The 23842-nt window shown below is 62.5% G+C and carries 26 protein-coding genes; 11 read left to right on the plus strand and 15 right to left on the minus strand.

What is annotated here, in order from left to right; translation table 11 throughout:
- Nucleotides 1-2 precede the first annotated feature (2 nt).
- From TO66_RS09445 to TO66_RS32385, 7 genes are read right to left on the minus strand one after another with little or no spacing between them, the layout of a single operon-like run.
- The gene (locus TO66_RS09445; protein WP_044462085.1) at nucleotides 3-326 is read right to left on the minus strand and encodes a hypothetical protein; all 324 of its coding nucleotides are present in this window, start codon (nucleotides 324-326) and stop codon (nucleotides 3-5) included.
- Nucleotides 310-690, minus strand: coding sequence for a hypothetical protein (locus tag TO66_RS09450; RefSeq protein WP_044462086.1), 381 nt, complete (start codon nucleotides 688-690; stop codon nucleotides 310-312). Before TO66_RS09450 ends, TO66_RS09445 begins: the two co-directional genes overlap by 17 nt.
- Nucleotides 687-1298 carry a helix-turn-helix domain-containing protein gene (locus tag TO66_RS09455; RefSeq protein ID WP_044462087.1) on the minus strand — a complete coding sequence of 204 codons (612 nt, stop codon included), beginning with the start codon at nucleotides 1296-1298 and terminating at the stop codon, nucleotides 687-689. The genes TO66_RS09450 and TO66_RS09455 overlap by 4 nt, the downstream gene beginning before the upstream one ends.
- Nucleotides 1298-2020: an AAA family ATPase gene (locus TO66_RS09460; RefSeq protein WP_044462088.1), complete on the minus strand. Its 723-nt coding sequence runs from the start codon at nucleotides 2018-2020 to the stop codon at nucleotides 1298-1300. The genes TO66_RS09455 and TO66_RS09460 overlap by 1 nt, the downstream gene beginning before the upstream one ends.
- A 23-nt stretch (nucleotides 2021-2043) precedes the next feature.
- The gene (locus TO66_RS09465; RefSeq protein WP_044465986.1) at nucleotides 2044-4077 is read right to left on the minus strand and encodes a DNA-binding protein; all 2034 of its coding nucleotides are present in this window, start codon (nucleotides 4075-4077) and stop codon (nucleotides 2044-2046) included.
- A complete protein-coding gene (locus tag TO66_RS32380) occupies nucleotides 4070-4510 on the minus strand; it encodes a hypothetical protein (protein ID WP_082061054.1) in 441 nt (146 codons plus the stop codon). Before TO66_RS32380 ends, TO66_RS09465 begins: the two co-directional genes overlap by 8 nt.
- Nucleotides 4511-4512: 2 nt before the next feature.
- The gene (locus tag TO66_RS32385) at nucleotides 4513-4848 is read right to left on the minus strand and encodes a helix-turn-helix domain-containing protein (protein WP_082061055.1); all 336 of its coding nucleotides are present in this window, start codon (nucleotides 4846-4848) and stop codon (nucleotides 4513-4515) included.
- A 159-nt stretch (nucleotides 4849-5007) separates the two neighbouring features.
- Here TO66_RS32385 and TO66_RS09470 point away from each other — a divergent pair, with 159 nt between their 5' ends.
- From TO66_RS09470 to TO66_RS09495, 6 genes are all read left to right on the plus strand, one after another.
- Nucleotides 5008-5712, plus strand: coding sequence for a helix-turn-helix transcriptional regulator (locus tag TO66_RS09470; RefSeq protein WP_044462089.1), 705 nt, complete (start codon nucleotides 5008-5010; stop codon nucleotides 5710-5712).
- Between the two features lie 757 nt (nucleotides 5713-6469).
- Entirely contained in the window at nucleotides 6470-6901 is a 432-nt protein-coding gene (locus tag TO66_RS09480; RefSeq protein WP_044462091.1) for a hypothetical protein, read from the plus strand.
- A 374-nt stretch (nucleotides 6902-7275) separates the two neighbouring features.
- Nucleotides 7276-7686, plus strand: coding sequence for a hypothetical protein (locus TO66_RS09485; RefSeq protein WP_044462092.1), 411 nt, complete (start codon nucleotides 7276-7278; stop codon nucleotides 7684-7686).
- Nucleotides 7687-7799: 113 nt separating this feature from the next.
- On the plus strand, nucleotides 7800-7958 hold the full coding sequence (locus TO66_RS33625) for a hypothetical protein (RefSeq protein ID WP_171820067.1): 159 nt from the start codon (nucleotides 7800-7802) through the stop codon (nucleotides 7956-7958).
- Nucleotides 7959-7998: 40 nt separating this feature from the next.
- A complete protein-coding gene (locus TO66_RS33890; RefSeq protein WP_156162050.1) occupies nucleotides 7999-8553 on the plus strand; it encodes a hypothetical protein in 555 nt (184 codons plus the stop codon).
- A gap of 184 nt (nucleotides 8554-8737) precedes the next feature.
- The gene (locus tag TO66_RS09495; RefSeq protein WP_044462093.1) at nucleotides 8738-9433 is read left to right on the plus strand and encodes an HAD-IA family hydrolase; all 696 of its coding nucleotides are present in this window, start codon (nucleotides 8738-8740) and stop codon (nucleotides 9431-9433) included.
- A 90-nt stretch (nucleotides 9434-9523) separates the two neighbouring features.
- Here the strand turns inward: TO66_RS09495 and TO66_RS09500 are convergent, their stop codons facing one another.
- Nucleotides 9524-10270: a 3-oxoacyl-ACP reductase family protein gene (locus tag TO66_RS09500; protein WP_044465988.1), complete on the minus strand. Its 747-nt coding sequence runs from the start codon at nucleotides 10268-10270 to the stop codon at nucleotides 9524-9526.
- A gap of 126 nt (nucleotides 10271-10396) precedes the next feature.
- Between TO66_RS09500 and TO66_RS09505 the strand changes: the two genes are divergently transcribed.
- A complete protein-coding gene (locus TO66_RS09505) occupies nucleotides 10397-11320 on the plus strand; it encodes a LysR family transcriptional regulator (protein WP_044462094.1) in 924 nt (307 codons plus the stop codon).
- A gap of 51 nt (nucleotides 11321-11371) precedes the next feature.
- Here TO66_RS09505 and TO66_RS09510 read toward each other — a convergent pair whose 3' ends face one another.
- The 3 genes from TO66_RS09510 to TO66_RS09520 form a co-directional block, all read right to left on the minus strand.
- Complete coding sequence (locus TO66_RS09510; RefSeq protein ID WP_044462095.1) at nucleotides 11372-12100, minus strand: aspartate/glutamate racemase family protein; 729 nt, start codon at nucleotides 12098-12100, stop codon at nucleotides 11372-11374.
- A 52-nt stretch (nucleotides 12101-12152) separates the two neighbouring features.
- Nucleotides 12153-13691 carry an NCS1 family nucleobase:cation symporter-1 gene (locus TO66_RS09515; RefSeq protein WP_044462096.1) on the minus strand — a complete coding sequence of 513 codons (1539 nt, stop codon included), beginning with the start codon at nucleotides 13689-13691 and terminating at the stop codon, nucleotides 12153-12155.
- 542 nt (nucleotides 13692-14233) lie between these two features.
- Nucleotides 14234-14971, minus strand: a complete 738-nt coding sequence (locus tag TO66_RS09520; RefSeq protein ID WP_256243747.1) for a phosphoadenylyl-sulfate reductase — start codon at nucleotides 14969-14971, stop codon at nucleotides 14234-14236.
- A 166-nt stretch (nucleotides 14972-15137) separates the two neighbouring features.
- Here TO66_RS09520 and thrH point away from each other — a divergent pair, with 166 nt between their 5' ends.
- A complete protein-coding gene (gene thrH, locus TO66_RS09525; RefSeq protein ID WP_044462098.1) occupies nucleotides 15138-15755 on the plus strand; it encodes a bifunctional phosphoserine phosphatase/homoserine phosphotransferase ThrH in 618 nt (205 codons plus the stop codon).
- A gap of 136 nt (nucleotides 15756-15891) precedes the next feature.
- On the opposite strand, the gene pabB is transcribed toward thrH, so the two are convergent.
- From pabB to TO66_RS09545, 4 genes are all read right to left on the minus strand, one after another.
- Complete coding sequence (gene pabB / locus TO66_RS09530) at nucleotides 15892-17235, minus strand: aminodeoxychorismate synthase component I (RefSeq protein WP_044462099.1); 1344 nt, start codon at nucleotides 17233-17235, stop codon at nucleotides 15892-15894.
- Between the two features lie 306 nt (nucleotides 17236-17541).
- On the minus strand, nucleotides 17542-18528 hold the full coding sequence (locus TO66_RS09535) for an alpha-L-glutamate ligase-like protein (RefSeq protein WP_044462100.1): 987 nt from the start codon (nucleotides 18526-18528) through the stop codon (nucleotides 17542-17544).
- Nucleotides 18528-20060, minus strand: a complete 1533-nt coding sequence (locus TO66_RS09540; protein ID WP_044462101.1) for an inactive transglutaminase family protein — start codon at nucleotides 20058-20060, stop codon at nucleotides 18528-18530. Before TO66_RS09540 ends, TO66_RS09535 begins: the two co-directional genes overlap by 1 nt.
- Before the next feature lie 5 nt (nucleotides 20061-20065).
- Nucleotides 20066-20605: an ATP-dependent zinc protease gene (locus TO66_RS09545; protein ID WP_044462102.1), complete on the minus strand. Its 540-nt coding sequence runs from the start codon at nucleotides 20603-20605 to the stop codon at nucleotides 20066-20068.
- A gap of 269 nt (nucleotides 20606-20874) precedes the next feature.
- On the opposite strand from TO66_RS09545, the gene TO66_RS09550 reads away from it, so the two are divergent.
- The 3 genes from TO66_RS09550 to prpC are packed head-to-tail and all read left to right on the plus strand — an operon-like array spanning nucleotide 20875 to nucleotide 23664.
- Nucleotides 20875-21570: a GntR family transcriptional regulator gene (locus TO66_RS09550; protein ID WP_044462103.1), complete on the plus strand. Its 696-nt coding sequence runs from the start codon at nucleotides 20875-20877 to the stop codon at nucleotides 21568-21570.
- 11 nt (nucleotides 21571-21581) lie between these two features.
- Nucleotides 21582-22478 (plus strand): methylisocitrate lyase, encoded by an 897-nt coding sequence (gene prpB, locus TO66_RS09555; RefSeq protein ID WP_044462104.1) that lies wholly within the window; start codon nucleotides 21582-21584, stop codon nucleotides 22476-22478.
- Between the two features lie 58 nt (nucleotides 22479-22536).
- On the plus strand, nucleotides 22537-23664 hold the full coding sequence (prpC, locus tag TO66_RS09560) for a 2-methylcitrate synthase (RefSeq protein ID WP_044462105.1): 1128 nt from the start codon (nucleotides 22537-22539) through the stop codon (nucleotides 23662-23664).
- Nucleotides 23665-23842 lie beyond the last annotated feature (178 nt).

Genomic DNA, 23842 nt, shown 5'->3' on the forward strand with positions numbered 1-23842 from the left:
CCTCAGTGAATAGTGTTGCGAGCCCAATCGTCAGGACGGGCGGCGCTGATGGGCTCGCGCCACTCCAGGGTCACGCCCTGGAACTGCACGACGTAACGGGTGCTACCGGCGCTGGGGTGCTTCTGAAAGCCGGTGACAGGTTGGGTGCCGACGATCTTGAAACCCGCAGCAGGTTCGATGGTCAGGCTGTTTTCCAGCGGCTCGATGCGCAGTAAGCGAACGCCCATCAGTTGCAACGTGCGGGCCGCGTGATTGAACACGCGCAGGCGTTCGGCCAGTGTCGGGGTCAACACTTTCAGAGCTGGACGGCTAGTGGAGGCGAGCATGGGCGTTCTCCTGGTTGCAGCAGTTGGGGTTGATTGGGCAGTGCTGGCAGGCGCGCCAGTGCTGCATGGCCTGCGGGTTGTGAGTCGGTGCCGGTTTTTCGCGGTAGCTTTGGCACTGCTCAGTTGTGACCGTCTCGTCCAGGGCCACGCATTCAATGCGGCCCAGGGTTTCCATTACCCGCCGCTCGACGCCGGCCGTGCTGGGCGATGCATAGCGGTTGGAAAGAATCAGGCTGACGGCCGTGCGACTCATGCCGATTCGCTGGCCGGCCTTGGTCTTGTTGCTGTTCGCGACCTCGGCAGCCAGCAAGCGCACGAACAAGGGCGGCTCCGGGCCCCAGGCGGCGAGTTGAACGCTGTTCATAGGTCGTCCTCCTCGGGTTCATGGCGGAACACCACCTCGCCCAGGTTCGGGTCGAAGACCTGGCCGATGCGCTGGATCATCGGCGGGCGTGGGCCGGTGTACTTGCCATGCCCCAGGCGATAGCGGGCCTTTTTCCCTGGCTTGCTCGGGCTAACCTCGACGACATAACCCGCACGCTTGAGCCATTTCAGGTATGAGCGCGCAGTCCAGCTGGCGGTCGGCACTACAACAGAGGCTTGTTCGGCCAGCTCGTCCGCGTCCATTTCGCCGAGAATGCGCAGGCTGCGCCACATGGCTTCGGTGCCTTTACCTGCGGTACTCGGTTTGCCGTCGCGGGTGATGGCCGGAGCCTCGGCGCCCACGTCCTTGACCAGGCGCAGGGTCTGTTCCTCAAATTTCCGGCCATCGACGACTTCCACATACCCGCCCTTGATCAGCGATTGCAGGTAGCTGCGCACGGTGGTGTCATCGGTGTTTGCGCGGCGGGAAATACCGTAGGCCTGAAAGCCTGCGGCATTGGCCCGCATGGCCTCCCAAATGCGCTGGCGGTTGCCCTTGGAGCCCTGCATTTCCAGATCGATTGGTTTACGTCCGCGTCCGCCAGCCATCACACGCCCCTCCGTACAGGAGCATCGCCAGTGAACCATTCGCGTGTGCCCCAGCTCGCCAGGTCGACGCGGTCCCAGCAGTGGGTTTGGGCCTCGTTGTAAACGCGGTAAAGGTTGACCGCCACGCGACGCAGGCAGCCACGCACCCTGGCGCGCAGGTCATCCAGCAGGTCATCGGCGAAGTGCAGCGCGGGATAGCTGGCCTGGGCCAGGTTGCGCAGGTCGTCCAGAGTGGCCGGTTGGGCAGGCACCCATTCAAGGACACGGTTATGCAGACGCTCCAGCTTGGCCAGGCTGCTGGGTACACGTTCTTCGCCGATCAGTACGATGGTGCCTTGGCTGGCGTTGTAGATATCGGTCAGGACGTTGGCCACCGCTTTTTCGAGCAGGTATTGCACGTCATCGATCAGCAGCGGGCGGCCGCTGCGGGACAGTTGTTCGGCGACCTGGTCGACCATGATCGACAGGGTTTGGCCTGGGTTAATACCCATTTCCCGCAGGATCGCCTGGAGGAAAGCCTTTTTGCTCCAGGTGTCGCGGCACTCCACGTAGTAAGCGCGATGCAGGTTCGCGGCGAAGGCCGCACCAACGCTTTTGCCCAGGCCGCTTGGGCCGTACATCACAACCAGGCCAGGCAAACCGTGCGGGCGATTGTGGGCACGGTCGATAGCAGCAGAGAGTAAGCCGACGTTGGTTAGGGGAACGATCTTGGTAACAGTCATATAAAAAACTCCTAAAGGTCTGGTTAAGCGCGGGCCTGTTCCGCATGTGCAAACATTCGTTGCATCGAGGTGTAGTCCGAATGTTTGGGCCAGCGGTCGTGCCACTGGGCTTCCTCGGGTGACAGCAGTTCGCCGCCCTTCACGCGGCTATCAAGCTGTTTCCAAAGTTGGTATTTGCCGATGGGGTCGGCGGGGATTTCAAAAGTCGGGGCTTTCGGTGCGGCAAGCTGGGCGAAGCGCTGGGCTTCGGCGAGTTGTTCGGCGTTGAGTTGGGCGGATGGCGCAGTGGTGGGGGCAATCATTTCCACGCGCTTGCCGGTCAGGGTTTCCAGCTTGTCCAGGGCGCGTTTCATCTGGCCGTTTTCGCGCTTCTCATAAGCCTTTTCCAGCATCGCTTTCGGCATGTAATCGCTGGCGTTGCCATCCAGCAGGGCTTCGCCCACAAATTCGCCTTCCAGCGTGCGGACCCATACGCGGGAGGCATCGCGCACGTCGTAAGCCAAACGGATTTCCTGGCCGTGAAAGTCGCGCAGTGCGTCGAGGAAATAGTTTTCGCCGGCCCACGTCACTTCGCCGCGACGTGTTGGGCGAATGACTTGCGGTCGCATCAAGTCGGTCAGCACCTCGGCCGGTGCAACCATGGGTTCCCAACCTTCGGCGCGGGCAGCGTCCCAGGCCTCGTTCGGGCTCATGTGCCGTAACTTGCCGGTCAGCGGGTCGCGGATTTTCGCAAGGCCCCGGTGCGGGCTGTTGTTGTAGGTTTCAATTTCATATTCGACCCCGGCCATGAACTCGGCAAAGGTCGGAATTAGGCGGGTGCTACCGGTCTCGCGCAGTTGCTTGCGGCTGATCCGGTGGACCTTGGTTCCGGCGTGCTTGTCCATGTCGGCGCCGATGTAGCTGGTCAGCTTTTTAGCGGCGTTGACCCATATAGTCTGGTGGGCGCGCTCAATGAGTCCCCGCGCCTGGCTGTTGTATGGCAAGGCGTGGGTCATTTCACCGCCGAGCCGGTCGACGACTTCGCGCACGGTGTCGTTGGCGAAGCCTGAACCGTTGTCGACGTAGAACATGGCGAACATGCCGTGCTGTACCGCGTCGCGCAGGGCATCCATAACGCCGATGGTGGACTCTGCTTCACCGATGGAAATGCCAACGGCCTTGCGGGTGGCGACATCGAGGACGGTCGTTGTTTCCGGGCGGTACGGTTTGCCGGTACGAGGGTTCAGCACTTCGGCATCGAACTTATGGCCGTCAGCGGTGAACACATCACAGGGAAACAGGTTCTTGGTGAGGCGACGCTTAAACGGCTGTAGGGCCTTGAGTTCCTGCGGAGTGCGGCGACCACGCTCGCGGGCCTCGGCGCTCAGCTTATTAAGGAAGCGACGAACCACATGGATGCTTGGGCGTTCGGCCGGATGCTTGAGCGCGAACTCGGCATAGGCCGCTTCGACGCTGGGCTTGGTCGGGCGCTGATAGCAGGCCAGGAACGATGCCGACCAGGACGGCAAGCTCAAGTCTTTTTGACGGCGGGCCGGAGCCAGACCGGCTTCGCCTTGCTTGCGGTAGTCCGACAACCAACGCTTGAGCGTGCGCTCGCTCAGGGTGCGGTCGCCGGTCTTGCGGTCGTTGGCGCGCTGTGCCCGCTCTTTCAGGTATGGGCTGAGCTGATCTGCCTTAGCCAAAGAGACCAGGGTATCGATGGCCCGTTGCTGGCTGATGGTCTTGCTCATGCGCTCGACTTCCCGCACAAACGCCAGGCGAGCGGTCATTACCGAGCGCTGATCTTCGGTCAGGTGTGACGCTGAAATAGTGTCACGCTCAGCTGTATTGAGTTCTGGCTCTGCGACTTGGGCAGGCTGGCTTTCATTGACCGACGCGGCGATCAATGCGGCTTGGGTTTCTTCTGGCAAGGCCGCGAAGCGGTATTCAATGGCCTTGCTACCAAGACGGCCTTGGCCTTCCCAGCGTTCGCGGGCAGCCATAGCCTTGATATTGCGAGCGGTGCCCGGTAGGCCAGGCAGTCCCGCCAGCTCTTGGGCTGTGAACCAATTACGCATGGTCTTCACCCAGGAGCTTTTTCAGCTCGCGAGCCTGGCGAGTAGCGTTTGCAGCCACTCGTTCAAGGCGCCCCAGCTCTGTATCCAACGCTTCACGGCCATAGGCAACCCGACCGCCGCGCAAATGGACTTGCCAGTTTGTCAGGACGTGGCTGGCACAAACCTCTTCCAGTAATGCAGCCCTATATAGAGGAAGGTTGTGATCTGCCCGAGCAGGACTGGCCCAAGCGTCTAACATGTTCTTGCTGACGTCATCACCTGATAGGCGAGACATACGGGCGGCAATTTCGTAACGATCCAGCTCGGAGCCTTTCAGTATTTCGCTGACCAGCTCGCTGACCTGGGAGGCATAGTTGCCCATTCCAGGGATAGAAAGCACCGGCTGCGGCACAGAGAAGATGTCTAGCGTTCTGTCATCTTTTGGGCGGCGCATGTTTAGGTACTCCTTACCGCTTTACAGTGTCCAACCGAATAGAGTCCGGTATCCTTGCTGCTGGACGTGTTTATTTCCGCGCGTCCTGGACGTTGCCTGTGGGGACTGCCATCTGCGGTCCAGCGCTCCGGCCAAATGTCGGCCGGAGAGAGGTCCAGGGCGTCAGCAAGGGAACGTTCAATGCGCGGATAGGGCGTTTTTTTGGCATTGCGGATTGCGCGGTCGGTCACCTGTAAACGCCGTGCAAGCTCGGCCATAGAGGTGCCGCGAACGCGGAGTTGGTATTTGATCCACTCCCATCGGCTATCTGGGTCAGTGGGCATGTCGATTTCGCTCATAGTTTCGAACCATCTTCACGGGTGGTTTTTTTGGGACGTCTAACGTCCTGTTGCGGATAAACATATCGCGGATATCCGCGCATATCAATCAGAAAAACGCGCATCCGATTCTTTTTTACGCGTTGCGCGCTCATAAAAATGAATAACCGAGAGAAATCAATGACTTACAGGGAATCGGATAAAACGGATGCTTCAGATACGCAGCATCCGATTCCATTGGGGGCAATCGGATGCTTCCGGGATAGGCTCAAGGATGCGATGGGAACCAGAGCAGCACGCGTTTTTGCGCGTGACTCAGGCCTTTCTGAGGGGGCGATACGCAGTTATCTGAGCGGAGAGACATATCCGACACTCGACCGCCTGGAGCAAATAGCCAAGGCAGCTGGTGTTTCCGCTATGTGGCTCGCGTTTGGGGAAGAGCAGCAGACTCAACACATCGTTGAGGACGACAAATATAGTTACGTGCCTTTGTACGACGCTCGATGCAGTGCAGGCCATGGCTCCTGGACCGAAGGGGCTCGGGTTTTGACACACCTGGCGTTTACTACCTACTCGCTGCGCAAACAAGGGCTGGAGCCGTCCAGGTTGTCCGCGATTAGAGTTGATGGTGATTCAATGGAAGGCTTGCTGAGTGACGGCGATACGGTCCTAATTGACCATGGCCGCAATACTCTGGAGGGGGAAGCAGTCTATGTTATTCGCCTGGACGACCACCTCTATGCAAAGCGCCTGCAACGCCAGATCGGCGGCGGCGTGGCGGTGATCAGCACCAATCCTGCCTATCAGACGATGACGGTCGCGAAAGAGAACCTGAACGATCTGGAGATAATCGGCCGTGTGGTTTGGGCTGGCGGCTGGGTGTAAGTGAGCCGACGTTAATGCCTGTGCCAAAGCTTTTGCAAAATTGGTACAGGTACAGCCCCAATGTCTAAATTTGCCTGTTTATTGTTTGGCGCCTCTTTGGCACTGGTCCCGGTATGGGGGTTGCCCTGAACCCCTTGCTGGGCCTAGCTTTCCAGCCTCATACCGCTTTGTCCCGCCTCATCCCACCAGTTCCCCACCAGTGCCATATCTAGAACCTCCCCACATCGGGCCATTCGTCGGCTTGTTCTTGGGTGAACTGAAAGTCCCTAAATGACCGTCTAGTCTGAAGCGCTGTGACGGTCGATATTTCCAGGCAATCAGGCGCTTGCCGATATCGTCCGGTTGTTGAGGGAGCAGGGAAATGAGCGATCCTTACATCGAGGACAACGGGGATGAGTTCCCAATCAACAACCTGGTGCGCTGCGGCCAGGCAGCGTTTGAAAATGAACCGCCGACCAGGGCGTCGGCCATCAAGACCAGGTCCAGTGCGTTACCGAGGGTAAGCCAGACGAAGTTTTTCCCGAAAGTGACGCCTGTCCCGAGGCGTTAGTTCCAGCCTGAAACCCCGCCTTGTCGCGGGGTTTTTTATGATCGGAAAATCTCGAAAATGAATTGTTTCAGAACTATCTAGAGGGGTTTGAGATAGCTCTCATATGCCTGATTTTTCCATGGCGATAAGGTCCGCAGCCTCACTTTTCCGGTGAGGCCGACATCTCGTCGGGATGTTGTTTTCGATCAGGTATAAGGAAATAAATCAGTGAAAAAGGTTTTCCAACTCATTGCTCTGTCGACCCTCGTCGCTGCCAGCGGTTGCACCAGCTACAACATCAGCCAGCCCGCTGCTCCGATCGATAGCCAGGTCAAGGCTGACCTCAAGGCAGACGTTGCAGTAGGCGAGGCTATTTCGGGGCAGTCCTCGGTGAACGTCCTGTTCGGCGTGTTCAAGTTCGGCGGCGATAGCCAGTTCGCCGACGGTGTGACCTACGGTGGCGATACCGGTGGTGGCCTGGGCATGCTCGATCCCGTGGGTGCGGTGAAATCGGCCGCCGCCTACAAGGCTGTCAAGGCATCTGGGGCCGACCTGATCGTTGCGCCGCGTTATGAAGTCAGTGAAGAAAACTACTTCGTCTTCAAGAAGGTCTCGGTGACGGTCAAAGGCAACAAAGGCAGCATCCGTAGCATCAAGTAAGTCCCTTGCTGGAACTCCTGAATCAGGCCATTTGCAGCTGAACCGTTGCCCTCGCATTTCGTTCGCGGGGGGCGGTTGCATGGAGCCTTGGCGCAAGAGCGTGCTTCGTCGGAGGAGAAGAGGTGTGAAACAGGGGCCTCGTCCCGCGTCTTTGGGTTTCACACTTTCTTCACAATCGGCTGAGTAGTCTCAAGCCATCCGTTAAAGCAAATCCTGTTAGCCCGTTCCCCAGCGGGCTTTTTTTTGCCCGGGTGAAAACTCTTTGCATAGAAACGGTCCAACACAGTGACCAAAGGCGTTTTGCCGCGCCGCTCAGCGTTGGTCTGGCATCCCCTATGGAATGACTCTTCAGCATCTTTTTCGAGGTTTACATCATGCGTTTGACACTGCCTGCTGTGGTTTTGGGGCTCATGGTCGCCCAAGGCGCGATGGCCGCTGGTGATGGCACTGCCGCGGTTGGCGGCGGTTTGGGTGGCGCGCTGGGCAATGTGGTGGGACAACAGATTGGCGGCAGCACCGGTGCTGCGGTCGGCGCCGGGCTGGGTGGCGCTGCCGGTAGCGCGGTCGGTGCCCGCAAAGGCAGCCGTACCGAGGCGGCCATTGGTGGTGGCCTGGGTTCGGCCGGCGGTTCGGTGATCGGTAATAAATTGGGCGGCAGCACAGGCTCGACCATCGGTGCCGGCCTGGGTGGTGCGGCCGGTGGTGCTCTGGGCAGCAGCATGGGTGACGATCACTCCGGCGGCGGCAAAAAGCACAAGAACAAACATAAGCACAAGCACGATTGATTCGGCGGTAGTGCAAAGAAAGCCCGGCCTTGTGCCGGGCTTTTTCATGGGGAACGAATATCGTTCCTGCCCCTCGAATTCAGTGATGGCCCATTGTGTAGACGAGGTTCGCCATGACGCCGCAAACCGAAAGTAACAAAGAGCAGGATGCCTCTGGCGTGCCCGTGGTCAATGACCCGGGCAACGAGGATCCGGGTTCGCTGATGGACGACGCACTGGTGCCGCTGACCGATGACGATGAGGCAGACAAGCCGGAGAGCGCCCCCTCCTGAGTCTGCGTCGAACACGCCGGCATGCCGGTGTGAGGTGCCTATGAAGCATGATCCGAAACCTGTCGACAGGGATGAGACGCCCGAATACCCCTTGCCTTCGCCCACGGATGCCTTGCGGCCGGAGCAGATTCTGCCGGATGCCAACGCCGAACAGGAGGTTTCCCGCTCCGGCCCCCAGCCTGGACGCCAGCCCGACCGGGGCAAGGGCGATGCGGCCCGGGACGGCGGCACATCGAAGCGCGCCAAACTGCTCAGCCTGGTAGTGCTCGCGCTGGTGTCCCTGTTGTGTTTCTCCAGCCTGGCGCAATCCGCCGATGGGCAGAAAGCGCCAGGCTTCCCCAGCCGCCCCCTGGAGAATGGCTCGGGCAATGGGCTGATGCTGCGCCCAGGCGCCCTGGGCGGTAATGGCGCGGGCGTAAGCGACAGTCGTTCCCGGGCCGACGATCCGCGAGGTTCCGCCAGCCAGGCCGGGCGCATGGGCTCGACCGGCGTCAATGGCTCCGCCATGGGCGGCGGCGGTGCCGGCGGTGGCACCGGCGGCGCAGGGGGCGGCACGGGCGGGCCCGGAGGCGGCAGTGGCCGCGCGGGGCACTAGCGCTCTGATCATTGGTTTCATTGGCTACGATCGAGCCCGGCCTGGCCGGGCTTTTGTTTGCCTGGAGGGGGGTATGGTTGCTCGGCGCCATTCGCCGCGGCTATGCTGCTGAACCCTTTAATCGGGCAAGACTGGCCGTACCTGAGCCGTTCCCGGGATGCCTTTTATTAACGGATCAGATGCGATGAATGCACAGCTCAATGATGTGGGCCCGATCAAGGCCGTGATTTTCGACATGGACGGCCTGCTGCTGGACACCGAAGGCATCTACACCGAGGTGACCCAGCTCATCGCCGACCGCTACGGCCGCACCTTCGACTGGACTATCAAGCAGAACATCATCGGCCGCGGCGCCGCAGACCTGGCGCGTTATGTGGTCGAGGCCCTGGACCTGCCGATTACCCCGGAGGAGTTCCTGGTGATCCGCGAGCCCCTGATGCGCGAGCGATTTCCCCATGCGCTGGCGATGCCGGGCGCGCAGGAACTGGTGCAACATCTGAAGGCCAATAGGGTGCCTATCGCCGTGGGTACCAGTTCGTCGCGCCAGTCTTTCGCGCAGAAAACCACCCGGCACGGCGACTGGTTCGCACTGTTCGACACCATAGTCACCGCCGATGATCCTGAGGTGACGGCGGCTAAACCGGCGCCGGACATCTTTCTCACCGCCGCAAGGCGCCTGGGCGTGGCGCCCGAGGACTGCCTGGTGTTCGAGGACTCGCCCTTTGGCGTCACCGCAGCGAAGGCGGCGGGAATGACGGCGATCGCGATTCCCGATCCGGCGATGGCGGATGCCAGGTACGCCCATGCCGACGCCATCCTGCGTTCGCTGAAGGGCTTCCAGCCGGCGGCCTGCGGCTTGCCACTGTTGCAATGGGATTGAGGGTCGGACTGCGCCAAGCCCGAACGGAACCGCAAAAAAACGCCGGACAACCCGATAAAAGGTTGCCCGGCGTTTTGCATCGGGGCCGGATCAGGCGCCGAAACCACCGTCGATGGTCAAGCTGGCGCCGGTGATGTAGCCCGCTTCCGGACCGGCCAGGTAGGCCACGAAACTGGCGATCTCCTGCGCCTGGCCGTAGCGCCCGACGGCCATCAGCGGGATCAGGCTTTCCGCGAAATCGCCATGGGCCGGGTTCATGTCGGTGTCGACCGGGCCGGGTTGCACGTTATTGATGGTGATGTCCCTTGGTCCCAGATCGCGGGCCAGGCCTTTGGTCAGGCCGACCAGTGCCGACTTGCTCATGGCATAGGGGCCGCCGCCGGCGAAGGGCATGCGCTCGGCGTTGGTGCTGCCGATATTGATGATGCGCGAGCCTGGCCCCATGTGCCGGGCGGCTTCCTGGGTGGCGACGAACACGCTGCGCACATTGATTGCCAGGGTCCGGTCGAAGTCTTCCAGCTTGAAGTCTTCCAGGGGGCCGATGGCCAGGACCCCGGCATTGTTGACCAGGATATCCAGGCGGCCAAAGGTGGCGACGGTGCGCTCGACGGCCTGGCGAATGGCGGCGGCGTCGGCGCTGTCGGCGAGGATGGCCAGGGCCTTGCCACCGGACTCGCCGATGCTGTCTTGCAGGGCCTGGGCCTTGGCGGCGGAGCTGACGTAGGTGAAGGCGACGGCGGCGCCTTCGGCTGCCAGGCGCTGCACAATCGCTGCGCCAATGCCGCGGGAACCGCCTTGAACCAAGGCGACTTTGCCGCTGAGGGATTGAGTGGTCATGTCGTTCTCCAAAATGTCCAAGGCGGGGTTGCCTTGTGCTGGAGTCGAGTATCGACCCGGGATTAAGTGCTGTGTAGATGGGAATCGCTATAGTCTGTGTAAACCAGAAGTTTATAGTGAGCCACCATGGAAACCTTCAGCAGCATCGAATGCTTCGTGCGCAGCGCCGAAGTCGGCAGCTTTGCCGAAGCCGCGCGACGCTTGAGCCTGACCCCCGCCGCGGTGGGCAAGAGCGTGGCCAAGCTCGAGGCCCGGCTCGGGGTCAGGCTGTTTCAGCGCAGTACCCGCAGCCTGGCCCTGACCGAAGCCGGCCAGCTGTTTCTCGGCGAGGTCAGCGCCAGCCTGCATACCATCCAGAACGCCGTGGCCAACCTGGCGAGCGCCGAAGGGCTCCCGGCGGGCTCCTTGAAGGTCAGCATGGGCACGGTGTTCGGACGGCTGTACATCGTGCCGCTGCTCGGCGAGTTCCTGCGGCGTTTTCCGGCGATCAGCCCGGACTGGCACTTCGACAATCGCCAGGTGGACCTGATCGGCCAGGGCTTCGACGCAGCGATCGGCGGTGGTTTCGAGTTGCCCCAGGGGGTGGTGGCGCGTCGGCTGACGCCGGCGCACCGGATCCTGGTGGCCTCCCGGGAGTACCTGGCGCGGTGTGCGCCGATCGAGCAGCCCGAGGACCTGCGGCATTGCGAAGGCATTCTGATCCGTTCACCGCAAACCGGGCGCGTGCGCTCCTGGCAGTTGACCAGCCGGAGCCAGCAGCAAAGCCCGTTGAACCTCAGGGCGCGGATGACCCTGAGCGACTCGGCGGCGGCCTGCGCCACCGCCGTCCAGGGCCTGGGGGTGGCGTTGGTGAGCATGCCCTTTGCCGTCGACGACCTGGAGGCCGGGACCTTGCAGCGGGTGTTGCCGGACTGGTACGTCGACGACGGCAATATTTCCATCTACTACGCCGAGCACCGCTTGCTGCCGGGCAAGACCCGGGCCTTCGTCGACTTTGTCATCGAGCAGTTCGCCGAGCAGGGGCTGGCGCAGCGTTTCAGCGCCATCTGAAGTGCCGCTGCTTTGTGCTGGCTCGCCATCGCCCTTCGACGATAGAAGCTGTCAGCGCCCGAACCGCCCCGGCCAGCCGACGATGGTCTTCGGCCGGGGCCTGGCGTAGGTGCGTACCTTGGAGGTGGACAAGCCCAGGCGCACCAGGGATTCGGCAAGGGTCACCGCCGCGGTCACGCCATCCACCACCGGCACGCCGGTGCGCTGGCGGATCTGTTCGTCCAGGCCGGCCATGCCGCCGCAGCCCAGGCAGATCACTTCGGCCTTGTCCTGGCTGACCGCCAGTTCGGCCTGGCGCACGATGGATTCCACGGCCCGCGCCGGGTCTTCTTCCAGCTCCAGGACCGCCAGGCCGCTGGCCCGCACGGAGGCACAGCGGTCATACAGGCCGGAGAGTTTCAGGCGGTCCTCGATCAAGGGCACGGTGCGGTCCAGGGTGGTCACCACCGAGTAGGCGTGGCCGAGGAACATCGCCGTGCTGGCGGCGGCGTCGGTGATGTCCACCACCGGTACGTCGAGCAGCTCTTGCAAGCCTTCGCGACCGTGTTCGCCGTAGCCGGCCTGGATCACGGCGTCGTAGGGCTGGTCGTAGGACTGCACGCGGTCCATGACGGCGATGGCGGCCAGGTAGCTTTCGAAGTTGCCTTCGATGGAGTCGGCACCGAAGTGCGGGGTCAGGCCGACGATTTCGGTGCCGGGCGCGGCCACGGCCTGGGCCTGGCGGGCGATGGCCTGGGTGATGGAGTCGGTGGTGTTGACGTTGACCACGAGAATGCGCATGGGTTGTCCTTGTCGATGAGGGTGGGGCCCGCGGCCTGCGGGCCGTTCAGGTTCAATGGGAGACGTTTTCCACGGCGATGGATTCGCCGCTGACATCCGCATAGTGCGGCTGGCGTTTGGCGATGAGCAGGTACAGCAGCCCGGCAATGCCGGCGCCGATCAGCCAGGAGAAGGGCGAGACGCTGGCGAACCCCGGCACCAGGGCCAGGACGATGGCGATCAGCGCCGACGGGATGAACGCCGCCACCGCCCGCAGGTTGACCCCGTGGCTGTAGAAATACGCGCCTTGCGGGTTCTCGCTGTACAGCTCGGGCACATTGATCCGGCCTTTGCGCAGCAACCAGTAGTCGACCATGATCACGCCGTACAGCGGGCCGAGAAGGGCGCCGAGCCCGGACAGGAAGTACACGATCACCAAGGGGCTGTTGTAGAGGTTCCACGGCAGGATCAGCACCGCGACGGTCGCGCTGATCAACCCGGCACGGCGGAAGGTCAGGTACTTGGGCGCCAGGTTGCTGAGCACGAAGGCCGGGGCGACGAAGTTGGCCATGATGTTCACGGCCACGGTGACGATCAGGAAGGCCAGGCAGCCCAGCACCAGGAGGAAGGTGTTGGGGATCGAGGCGACGATTTCGGTAGGGCTTTCGATGATCTTGCCGTTGATCTGGAACTGCGCGCCGCACAGCAGGACTGTGATGATCGCGAACACCAGGATGTTCACCGGCAGCCCCCAGAAGTTGCCGACCTTGATCGTCCGGCGGCAGGGCGAGGAGCGTGCGAAGTCGCAGAAGTTGAGGATCAGCGTGCCGTAGATCGCCAGCCACAGCGCCCCGCCGGCAAAGATCTGGCGCCACATCTCGCCACCGCTCAGCGGCGCGTTGGTCGACCAGGCAATGCGCGCCCCGGCCTGGGTGTACATCCAGACGGCGAGGGCGGCCACGGTTACCAGAATCACCGGTCCGGCAAAGCCTTCGTAGCGCCGGACCATCTCCATGCCATAGGCGAGGATCGCCAGCTGGACGAACCAGATCACCACGAAACACACCCAGCCCAGGCTCGACAGGCCGAGGATCGAGTCATGGTCGTACTCGGCGAAGCCTGGGTGGATCGCCGTGAGCAGCACGCGGAATACCACCGAGGCCAGGTAGGTCTGGATGCCGAACCAGGCGATGGCGATCACGGCGCGGATCAGCGCCGGCAGTTGCGCGCCATGAATGCCGAAGCTGATGCGGCTGATCACGGGAAAGGGCACGCCGGTCTTCTGGCCCATGTAGCCGGACAGGTTCATGAAGAAGTACACCAGCGCCGCGCCTATGCCCAGCGACAGCAGGATCTGCCAGCCGCCCAGGCCCAGGGCGTACAGGCCGATGGCGAAGGAGTAGTTGGCGATGTTGTGCACATCGTTGGTCCACAGCGCGAAGATGCTGTAGCCGCCCCAGCGGCGGCCTTCGGCCTTGGTCGGCGCCAGGTCGCGGTTGTGCAGGCGGGGGCTGAGCTCGACCGGTGTGGGGTCGAGGCGGGCATCGAGGTTGGCGTGGGATTGGGAAGTGGGCAAATCCAGTGCGATGTTGGGGGAAAGGCTTGTACGCATTCCGGCAGGCTCCTGGTCCGGGCCCGCGCTGACTGTGCTTGAGCGCAGGGCTCGACAATCTTCGGCGCGGGTCCGGGAATCACTGGTTCTGGGCATCTGCAGGCGGATTCGGGAACCCGGCTTGCGGATATGAAGTGTATGTACTTGCTTGTTAAGTTGTATACAAGATGCGTATCGACTTAAGCCACTTCCGTGCCAGACCTCGATCTAAGCATGTGCCGGATAATTTCGGTTTGTTCTTATGAATTCGTAACTAACTGAAAGAATGGAATTATAAATTGACCGATTAAACAGGTATTTATTTTTGCGGGGCGAGATAGGCCAGCACCGGGCAGAACAGCCCGGCGCGAAGGGTGTAACTTTTTGGGGCGATAACAGACTAAGTGCACACAAAAATGGCACCCGTGGTGACACTTGTGTGTACAAAATTTCGAGGGGAGTAGAGGGCCTTTGTAGGAGCGAAGCTTGCTCGCGAGACGGCGTATCTGACACACCGCTTCGCGAGCAAGCTTCGCTCCTACAGAAAAAGAAGAAGAGGGGGCTCAGCCTTTGCTGATGATATTGCCGGCGTGCAGGCCACATTCCTTCTGCGTGGCTTCTTCCCACCACCAGCGGCCTTCGCGTTCGTGCTGGTTCGGCAGCACGGGACGGGTGCACGGCTCGCAGCCGATGCTGATGAAGCCGCGCTCATGCAGGCTGTTGTACGGCAGCTCGAGCATGCGGATGTAGCCCCAGATCTCCTCGCTGGTCATCTGCGCCAGCGGGTTGAACTTGTACAGGGTGCGCTCCGGGGTGGAGAAGGCGCTGTCGATTTCCAGCACCGCCACCTGGCTGCGGGTGCCCGGGCTCTGGTCGCGGCGCTGGCCGGTGGCCCAGGCGCGCACGCCGGACAGCTTGCGGCGCAGCGGCTCGATCTTGCGGATACCGCAGCATTCGCCATGGCCGTCCTTGTAGAAGCTGAACAGGCCTTTTTCCTTGACGAAAGGTTCGAGTCGGGCCTGGTCCGGCGAAATCAGCTCGATGGCGATCTTGTAGTGCTCGCGCACCTGTTCGATGAAGCGGTAGGTTTCCGGGTGGAGGCGCCCGGTGTCGAGGCTGAACACCTTGACGTTCTTGTTCAGCTTCCAGGCCATGTCCACCAGCACCACATCCTCGGCGCCGCTGAAGGAGATCCACAGGTCATCGCCAAACTCGGCAAAGGCCAGCTTGAGAATGTCCTGGGCGGATTTTTGGGCATAGGTCGCGGCGAGTTCGGCGACGTCGAACGATGGGCTCATCAGGGCGGTTTCCTGCAGGTCGGTGGCGCTGAGCGCTCTGGATGTGGGCGATGGTAACAAAATCCTTCACTGGCTGGCGCGCTCCGCTGCGTTGCGCGGCCCAGGGTGAATCGCTAGAGTCGGCAGTCCTTTGGCTCGCTCGAATAACCAATACAAATGGGAGTGTCTTGTGGAAATTGCCTGTCTCGATCTGGAAGGTGTGCTGGTCCCGGAAATCTGGATCGCCTTTGCCGAAAAAACCGGGATTGCCTCCCTCAGGGCGACGACCCGGGATATCCCCGATTACGACGTGCTGATGCAGCAGCGCCTGCGCATTCTCGACGAGCACGGCCTGAAGCTCGCGGACATCCAGGAAGTGATCGCCACCCTCAAGCCGCTGGACGGTGCCATCGAGTTCGTCGACTGGCTGCGCGAGCGTTTCCAGGTGGTGATCCTGTCCGACACTTTCTACGAGTTTTCCCAGCCGCTGATGCGCCAGCTGGGCTTTCCCACGCTGTTGTGCCATCGCCTGATCACCGACGACAGTGGCCGGGTGACCGGTTACCAGTTGCGCCAGAAGGACCCCAAGCGCCAATCGGTGCTGGCCTTCAAGAGCCTGTACTACCGGGTGATCGCCGCGGGGGATTCATACAACGACACCAGCATGTTGGGCGAGGCGGACGCCGGCATCTTGTTCCATGCGCCGGACAATGTGATCCGCGAGTTCCCGCAATTCCCGGCGGTGCACAGCTTCGCCGAGCTGAAGCGGGAATTCCTCAAGGCCTCTAGCCGTGAGTTGAGCCTGTAGGTTTGCGGCGCGTCTATCGCGGGCAAGTCGGATCGCCGCCCGCTCGCTCCTACGGATTGGCGTCGTTCACGGCCATATGGTGCGACCCGGACTTGTAGGAGTGAGCGGGCGGCGATCCGGCTTGCCCGCGACGCTTTCAAAGGCCCTGCAACGTCTCCAGCAGCACCTTCACCTTGGTGATGGACTCCTGGTATTCGGCCTGCCAGTCCGAGTCCGCGACGATGCCGCCACCGCCCCAGCAGCAGACTTGTCCGTCCTTGACCAGCAGGCTGCGGATGGCGATGGAGCTGTCCATTTCGCCGCGCACGTCCAGGTAAAGCAGCGAACCGCAATACAGGCCGCGTCGGGTCGGCTCCAGCTCATCGATGATCTGCATCGCGCGGATCTTCGGGGCGCCGGTGATCGAGCCACCGGGGAAGCTGCCGGCGATCAGGTCCAGGGCATCCTTGTGCGCCGCCAGCTCGCCGGTGACGCTGCTCACCAGGTGATGCACGTTGGGGTAGCTTTCCAGGCTGAACAGTTCCGGCACCCGCACCGAGCCGATGCGGCAGGTGCGGCCCAGGTCGTTGCGCAGCAGGTCGACGATCATCAGGTTTTCCGCGCGGTCCTTGGGGCTGGCCAGCAGATCGGCGGCGTTGGCCGCATCTTCGGCCGCGTCCCGGCCGCGGGGGCGGGTGCCCTTGATCGGCCGGGTCTCCACCTGGCCGTCGCTGACCCGCACGAAGCGCTCCGGTGACAGGCTCAGTATCGCGCCGCCTTGCGGCAGGCTCTGGAAGCCGGAGAACGGCGTCGGGCAGGCTGCGCGCAAGGCGCGATAGGCGCTCCACGGATCGCCGGCGCAGGGCGCGCGAAAGCGCTGGGCGAAGTTGACCTGGTAGCAGTCGCCGGCCTGGATGTAGGCCTGGATCCGCTCGAACGCTTGCTGGTATTGCCGGGCATCGAGATCGGCGCTCATCGGCGCGCTGAGGCTGAAGCGCTCCTCGGTGCTGGCGGGCATCTGTTCGAAGAGGGCGATCAGGCGCTGGCGTTCGGCAGCGGCGAGCGCAGGGTGGAATACCAGCTGGCTGGTGCCGTGCTGATGATCGCTGATCAGTGCCCAGTCGTAGAGACCGAAGCGCGCATCGGGCAGTTGCAGGTCGTCCAGGGCGCGGCTGGGCAGGCGCTCCAGATGGCGCCCGAAGTCGTAGCTCAGGTAACCGATCAGTCCGCCCGCGAAGGGCAGTCGATAAGGCGCGGGAATCGCTGCCTGGCCCAACTGGTGCAGGGTATGCCGCAGGCGCTGCAGGAAGTCGGCGCCGCTTTCGTCTTCGCGCACGGCCAATTGCTCCCGCGGCCAGGCGCTGAGCAGGTCGTAGCGGCCGCGTTCGGCTGCGGGGCGGCCACTGTCCAGCAACACGGCGCCGGGGGCATGGCGGATCGCCGCGAAATACTCGGCAGGGTCGGGGCGGTAGGGCAGCGGGTGTACGGAGCAGGTCAACATGCGGGGCGGATCAGCCATCGGAGGAGCGCGGCTGGCGATTGTAGTCCCCCCGGGGATTTGCTCCTAGTGGGGATGTCGGCGGTTGCAAGGTTTACGACGTATATCCCTGTAGCCGCTGCCGAGCCCCGGCGAGGCTGCGATCGATCGCGTAGCGGTCGCCAAAGCAGACGACCGTGCAGGTCAGGCACACCGAGCGGCAGTTTACGGGGCTGCGTCGGAATGCCGCCCACCCGATCGCAGCCTCGCCGGGGCTCGGCAGCGGCTACACCTGCCCCGGCAGGGTTATCCAGTGGGCGCGGCGGTGGCTCAGCCTTCCACCGCGGGGATATGGCCGAACAGGTCCTGGGCGAATTGCACGCGCTCCTCGACGCTTTCCTGGATGCCGCGCGCCTTGAGCTCTTCCAGGTGGGCTTCGACGGCGTGGGTGCGCTGGGTCAGGCCGCAGTCGTTGGCGATCTGGATGTTCAGGCCGGGGCGGGCGTTGAGCTCGAGGATCAGCGGGCCCTTTTCCTGGTCCAGCACCATGTCGACGCCGATGTAGCCCAGGCCGCACAACTCGTAGCAGCCGGCCGCCAGCTTCATGAAGCCGTCCCAGTAGGGCAGTTGCACGCCGTCCACCGCGTTGGTGGTGTCCGGGTGCTTGGTGATGATGTTGTTCAGCCAGGTGCCGCGCAGGGTCAGGCCGGTGGCCAGGTCGACGCCGACGCCGATGGCGCCCTGGTGCAGGTTGGCCTTGCCGCCGGACTGGCGAGTCGGCAGGCGCAGCATGGCCATCACCGGGTAGCCCATGAGCACGATGATGCGGATGTCCGGCACGCCTTCGTAGCTGATGCTCTTGAAGATCTGGTCGGGGGTCACCCGGTATTCGATCAGCGCGCGGTCGCGGTGGCCGCCCAGGGAATACAGGCCGGTGAGGATGCTGGAGATCTGATGCTCGATTTCCTCATGGCTGATGATCTTCCCGGAGACGGTGCGGTAACGCCCCTCGAAGCGGTCGGCGATCACCAGGATGCCGTCGCCGCCGGCGCCTTGCGCCGGCTTGATCACGAAGTCGTTGCGCCCGCCGATGATATCGTCGAGCTTGTCGATTTCCTTCTCGGTGGAGATCACGCCATACAGTTCCGGCACGTGAATGCCGGCCTTGATCGCGCGTTCCTTGGTGATGATCTTGTCGTCGACGATCGGGTACAGGCTGCGCTTGTTGTACTTGAGCACGTAGTCCGCGTTACGCCGATTGATCCCCATGATGCCCCGGGCTTCCAGGGCCTTCCAGGTCTTCCACAGGCCGAACATCAGGAGTCAGCCTTGACGAAGGCTTTGAACCGCATGAGCTCGGTCAGGCGGTAGCCGCGGTAGCGACCCATCGCCAGCATGAAGCCCACCAGGATCAGCAGCATCGCCGGGAAGGTGAAGACGAAGTAGACCAGCTCCGGCACGCTCATGATCAGGTGCGCCAGGGACGCGGCGAACAGCGTGCCGATGGCGACTTTCATCGCGTGGCCGGCGCCGCGTTCTTCCCAGGTGATGGACAGGCGTTCGATGGTCATGGTCAGGATCACCATCGGGAACAGGGCCACCGACAGGCCGCGTTCCAGGCCGAGCTTGTGGCTGAACAGACTGATGGCGGCGATCAGCACCACGACGAAGGTCAGCACCACCGACAGCCTCGGCAGCATCTGCAGCTTCAGGTGTTCCAGGTAGGACCTGAGCGACAGCCCGAGCGCGGTGATCACCGTGAACAGCACGATGCCGAAGCCCAGCTGGGTTTCGCGGAAGGCCAGGGCGATCAGCACCGGGGTGAAGGTACCCAGGGTCTGCAGGCCGATCAGGTTGCGCAGCACCAGGATCACCAGCACGCCGATCGGGATCATCACCATGATCATGAAGGTCTGCTGGGTCTGCAGCGGCAGGCCGTACAGCGAGTATTCGAGGAAGTTGGCGTCGGTGTTCTCGTCGGTCAGCTTGGCCAGGCGAATGGCGTTCATTTCGCTGTTGTTCAGGCTGAAGGTGACAGTGGCTTTCTTGCCGCCGTCGACGGTGATCAGGTTGTCGTCGCCGGTCCACCACAGCAGGCGGTCGCTGGGCAGGCCCTGCTCGCCGGTTTCCGGGTTGAAGTACAGCCAGTCGGTGCCGTTGAAGCTGCGCAGCCACAGCTCGGGCGCCTGTGGCTGGTCGGCCACCAGGCGGATGGTGTGGACCTTCTCCATCGGCACGTGGGCGATGGACAGCAGCAGGTCGACGATCTTGGCCTTGTTCGCCGGCGACGGATCGCCCGCCAGGAGCATCTTGGCGTTGTCGTCGTTACTGTTGTTGACGCGCTTGATGGCTTCGCTGATGAAGGTCTCGACGTCGGCCGAATGCTGGCGGATCGGCGCGAGCAGGGCTTCGGCGGCGATTTTTTCCGGGCCTTCGACGGCGAGGCTGTCGCGGAAGGTCGGGCCCTTGATCTTGGCTTTTTCGGCGCTGTAGCGCTTGGTCAGGACCAGGCGGTAGTAGAGGGTCTGGTTGCCCTTGGCGCGGCGGGCCGACCAGGTGACCTTGCGGTTGCCGTCGACGCGGTTCACCGCCACCCCGTAGTTATTGGAGATGAAGCTCTCGTTCAGGCTGACATAGTCGCGGCTCAGCGGCGGCACGAACATCTGGATCTTGATCGGATCCTTGGCGTTGGCGACGAATTCGACCTTGGCATCGATATTCCACAGGTCGTCGGTGGCGTCTTCGGTCACCGGGATGCCCAGCACGAAGATCTGATAGGCCGTGACCGAAATACCCAGCACCACCAGGATGGCGATCAGGACTTTCAGATGGAGGGTAAGAGAGCGCATTGGAATTACTCTGCGGTATGAGCGTCGGTGGCGCAGGCAGGTTTGCCAGCAGCGTATTTTAGACTGGGGTCGACCAGCGCATCGAAGCGCTTGAGCGCTTCGGAGCCGATCAGCAGCGGGTATTGGAAGGCACTGCGGTCGGTCAGGTTCACTTCGATGCTGCGCAGGGCCGTGCCCATGCAGATATCCAGTTCGATGACCGGGCGCGCGGTGTACTTCTTGTTGTCTTCTTCGGGGTCGTAGTCACCGGCGCGTCGCTTGATCTTGCTGACGCGTGCCAGCGGCCGCTCGATGGGGTGGGAATGGGCGGTGTCGATGGCCAGGTAGAAGCGTACCCAGGATTCGCCGTTGCGCTTGAAACGCTTGATATCGCGGGCGCTGAGGGAGGCGGTCTTGGCGCCGGTGTCGAGCTTGGCGGCGACTTCCAGGTCGATCCCGTCCAGTCTGGCGTATTCATTCAGGCCGTAGACGGTCTTGCCGGCGGCGGCGCTCAGGCCCGGCAGGCCGAGCAGGCAGAGCAGTATGGAGAAGGCCTTGAGTGTCATAGATCCTGGTGCGTTGCATGGGTTCTTCAGTTCAAGGCGACCGGCATTGCTGCGCAAGCTCCCTCGTGTGCTGCCTTACTAATCAGGACAGGCAAATGCGGGCGGCATTCTAGCATGCTGGTTTGGGCGCGCCAGCGGCGGGGCCGGGGTTTTGCGCCAGCCTGGTGCAAAGGGTTATTAGACGATTGTCGACAATATCTATTTTTCCTTTGACTGAAAGCCTGCTGTTAGCTAGTTTTTGTCGAATTGATTTTGAAGGTGTCGACAATATGCTGGATCAGCTCGATCCCCCCGGCGTCACCCAGGACGATTCGGAAACCTTGTCCGAAAACGTCTTCAGGCGTATCCAGGCGGCCATCGTCAAAGGCGAAATCGCCCCGGGCAGCAAGATTTCCGAACCGGAGCTGGCGCGCACCTATGGCATCAGCCGTGGGCCGCTGCGCGAAGCGATCCACCGCCTGGAAGGCCAGCGCCTGCTGGTGCGGGTGCCGCATGTGGGCGCGCGGGTGGTGTCCCTGAGCCACGCCGAGCTGATCGAACTCTACGAGATCCGCGAGTCGCTGGAGGGCATGGCCTGCCGCCTGGCCGCCGAGCGCATGACGACCGAGGAAATCGACGAGTTGCGCCGGGTCCTCGAGACCCACGAGCGCGATGCGGCGTTCCAGGCCGGGGTCGGCTACTACCAGCAGGAAGGCGATTTCGACTTCCATTACCGGATCATCCAGGGCGCGGGCAACCGCACCCTCACGCAGATGCTCTGCGGCGAGCTGTATCAATTGGTGCGCATGTACCGCATCCAGTTTTCCGCCACGCCCAACCGCCCGCACCAGGCGTTCGCCGAGCACCACCGGATTCTCGATGCCATTGCCGATCGCGACGGCGAACTGGCCGAGTTGTTGATGCGTCGTCACATCGGCGCTTCCAAACGCAACATTGCCCGTCACTTTCCAGAGTGCGCCCCCTAAAGAGGTGAGTCATGAGTTCCAACAACAAGAGCACCCCAGGCCAGCGCTTTCGCGATGCGGTCGCCAGCGAACGACCCTTGCAGGTGGTCGGCGCGATCAACGCCAACCATGCGCTGCTGGCCAAGCGCGCCGGCTTCAAGGCGATCTACCTGTCCGGCGGCGGGGTCGCGGCCGGCTCCCTCGGTGTGCCGGACCTGGGTATTACCGGGCTCGACGACGTGCTGACCGACGTACGCCGCATCACCGACGTCTGCGACCTGCCGTTGCTGGTGGACGTGGACACCGGCTTCGGTTCGTCGGCGTTCAACGTGGCGCGTACCGTCAAGTCGATGATCAAGTTCGGCGCGGCGGCGATCCACATCGAGGACCAGGTCGGCGCCAAGCGCTGCGGCCACCGTCCGAACAAGGAGATCGTGTCCCAGCAGGAAATGGTCGACCGCATCAAGGCCGCGGTGGATGCCCGCACCGACGACAGCTTCGTGATCATGGCCCGCACCGACGCCCTGGCGGTGGAAGGGCTGGAGTCGGCCCTGGAGCGTGCCGCCGCCTGCATCGAAGCCGGCGCCGACATGGTGTTCCCGGAAGCCATCACTGAACTGGAGATGTACAAGATCTTCGCCAGCCGGGTGAAAGCGCCGATCCTGGCCAACATCACCGAATTCGGCGCCACGCCGCTGTACACCACCGAACAGCTGAAATCCGTGGATGTTTCCCTGGTGCTGTACCCGCTGTCGGCGTTCCGCGCCATGAACAAGGCGGCGGAAAACGTCTACACCGCGATCCGCCGCGACGGCACCCAGCAGAACGTGATCGACACCATGCAGACCCGCATGGAGCTGTACGACCGCATCGACTACCACACCTTCGAGCAGAAGCTCGACGCGCTGTTCGCCCAGAAGAAGGGCTGAGCGGCACGGGTTGTGACGATTTGCCGATTCCCTAACAAATTCAAGATTGGAGAGAGCAATGGCCGAAGCAAAAGTATTGAGTGGGGCTGGCCTGCGCGGCCAGGTGGCCGGACAGACCGCGTTGTCCACCGTGGGCCAGGCCGGTGCCGGACTGACCTACCGTGGCTACGATGTGCGTGAACTGGCGGCCGACGCCCAATTCGAGGAAGTGGCCTACCTGCTGCTGTACGGCGAGCTGCCGACCCGGGCACAACTGGATGCCTACACCCGCAAGCTGAGCACGCTGCGCGACCTGCCGCAGGCGCTGAAGGAAGTGCTGGAACGCATTCCCGCCGACGCCCATCCGATGGATGTGATGCGCACCGGCTGCTCGTTCCTCGGCAATATCGAGCCGGAGCAGGACTTCTCCGAACAGCGCGACAAGACCGACCGCCTGCTGGCTGCCTTCCCGGCGATCATGTGCTACTGGTACCGCTTCAGCCACCAAGGCCAGCGCATCGAGTGCGTGACCGACGAACCCTGCATCGGCAGCCACTTCCTGCACCTGCTGCACGGCAAGAAGCCGAGCGAGTTGCACGTCAAGGTGATGAACGTCTCGCTGATTCTCTATGCCGAGCACGAGTTCAACGCTTCGACCTTCACCGCCCGGGTCTGCGCCTCGACCCTGTCGGACCTGTATTCCTGCATCACCGCGGCCATCGGTTCGCTGCGCGGCCCGCTGCACGGCGGCGCCAACGAGGCGGCGATGGAAATGATCGAGCGTTTCGGTTCGTCTGAGGAGGCGATCAAGGGCACCCTCGGCATGCTCGAGCGCAAGGACAAGATCATGGGCTTCGGTCATGCGATCTACAAAGACAGCGACCCGCGCAACGAGGTGATCAAGGGCTGGTCGAAAAAGCTCGCCGACGAAGTCGGGGACAAGGTGTTGTTCCCGGTCTCCGAAGCCATCGACAAGACCATGTGGGAGCAGAAGAAGCTGTTCCCCAACGCCGACTTCTACCATGCCTCGGCGTACCACTTCATGGGCATCCCGACCAAACTGTTCACCCCGATCTTCGTCTGCTCGCGCCTGACCGGCTGGGCGGCCCACGTGTTCGAGCAGCGCGCCAACAACCGCATCATCCGCCCAAGCGCCGAGTACGTCGGCGTCGAACAGCGCAAGTTCGTGCCAATCGAACGTCGCTGAATGGTGCTCTTGCCGGCTAAACCCAGAGCCCTGTAGGAGCGAGGCTTGCCCGCGAAGACGGCGTGACATTCAACGGCGATGTCAGCCGTTACACCGCTATCGCGAGCAAGCTTCGTTCCTGCAGGGGGAGCGGTTCCAGGCCAGCACCGCCTTTTGCAATCACCGTGACCGAGTCCTG

This window comes from Pseudomonas sp. MRSN 12121, assembly GCF_000931465.1.
GTDB lineage: Bacteria > Pseudomonadota > Gammaproteobacteria > Pseudomonadales > Pseudomonadaceae > Aquipseudomonas.

Bases quoted from the DNA above. Each gene is read 5' to 3' on its own strand.
- TO66_RS09445 (WP_044462085.1), bottom strand. From the start codon at position 326: ATGCTCGCCTCCACTAGCCGTCCAGCTCTGAAAGTGTTGACCCCGACA.
- TO66_RS09450 (WP_044462086.1), bottom strand. From the start codon at position 690: ATGAACAGCGTTCAACTCGCCGCCTGGGGCCCGGAGCCGCCCTTGTTC.
- TO66_RS09455 (WP_044462087.1), bottom strand. From the start codon at position 1,298: ATGGCTGGCGGACGCGGACGTAAACCAATCGATCTGGAAATGCAGGGC.
- TO66_RS09460 (WP_044462088.1), bottom strand. From the start codon at position 2,020: ATGACTGTTACCAAGATCGTTCCCCTAACCAACGTCGGCTTACTCTCT.
- TO66_RS09465 (WP_044465986.1), bottom strand. From the start codon at position 4,077: ATGCGTAATTGGTTCACAGCCCAAGAGCTGGCGGGACTGCCTGGCCTA.
- TO66_RS32380 (WP_082061054.1), bottom strand. From the start codon at position 4,510: ATGCGCCGCCCAAAAGATGACAGAACGCTAGACATCTTCTCTGTGCCG.
- TO66_RS32385 (WP_082061055.1), bottom strand. From the start codon at position 4,848: ATGAGCGAAATCGACATGCCCACTGACCCAGATAGCCGATGGGAGTGG.
- TO66_RS09470 (WP_044462089.1), top strand. From the start codon at position 5,008: ATGACTTACAGGGAATCGGATAAAACGGATGCTTCAGATACGCAGCAT.
- TO66_RS09485 (WP_044462092.1), top strand. From the start codon at position 7,276: ATGCGTTTGACACTGCCTGCTGTGGTTTTGGGGCTCATGGTCGCCCAA.
- TO66_RS33625 (WP_171820067.1), top strand. From the start codon at position 7,800: ATGACGCCGCAAACCGAAAGTAACAAAGAGCAGGATGCCTCTGGCGTG.
- TO66_RS33890 (WP_156162050.1), top strand. From the start codon at position 7,999: ATGAAGCATGATCCGAAACCTGTCGACAGGGATGAGACGCCCGAATAC.
- TO66_RS09495 (WP_044462093.1), top strand. From the start codon at position 8,738: ATGAATGCACAGCTCAATGATGTGGGCCCGATCAAGGCCGTGATTTTC.
- TO66_RS09500 (WP_044465988.1), bottom strand. From the start codon at position 10,270: ATGACCACTCAATCCCTCAGCGGCAAAGTCGCCTTGGTTCAAGGCGGT.
- TO66_RS09505 (WP_044462094.1), top strand. From the start codon at position 10,397: ATGGAAACCTTCAGCAGCATCGAATGCTTCGTGCGCAGCGCCGAAGTC.
- TO66_RS09510 (WP_044462095.1), bottom strand. From the start codon at position 12,100: ATGCGCATTCTCGTGGTCAACGTCAACACCACCGACTCCATCACCCAG.
- TO66_RS09515 (WP_044462096.1), bottom strand. From the start codon at position 13,691: ATGCGTACAAGCCTTTCCCCCAACATCGCACTGGATTTGCCCACTTCC.
- pabB (WP_044462099.1), bottom strand. From the start codon at position 17,235: ATGTTGACCTGCTCCGTACACCCGCTGCCCTACCGCCCCGACCCTGCC.
- TO66_RS09535 (WP_044462100.1), bottom strand. From the start codon at position 18,528: ATGTTCGGCCTGTGGAAGACCTGGAAGGCCCTGGAAGCCCGGGGCATC.
- TO66_RS09540 (WP_044462101.1), bottom strand. From the start codon at position 20,060: ATGCGCTCTCTTACCCTCCATCTGAAAGTCCTGATCGCCATCCTGGTG.
- TO66_RS09545 (WP_044462102.1), bottom strand. From the start codon at position 20,605: ATGACACTCAAGGCCTTCTCCATACTGCTCTGCCTGCTCGGCCTGCCG.
- TO66_RS09550 (WP_044462103.1), top strand. From the start codon at position 20,875: ATGCTGGATCAGCTCGATCCCCCCGGCGTCACCCAGGACGATTCGGAA.
- prpB (WP_044462104.1), top strand. From the start codon at position 21,582: ATGAGTTCCAACAACAAGAGCACCCCAGGCCAGCGCTTTCGCGATGCG.
- prpC (WP_044462105.1), top strand. From the start codon at position 22,537: ATGGCCGAAGCAAAAGTATTGAGTGGGGCTGGCCTGCGCGGCCAGGTG.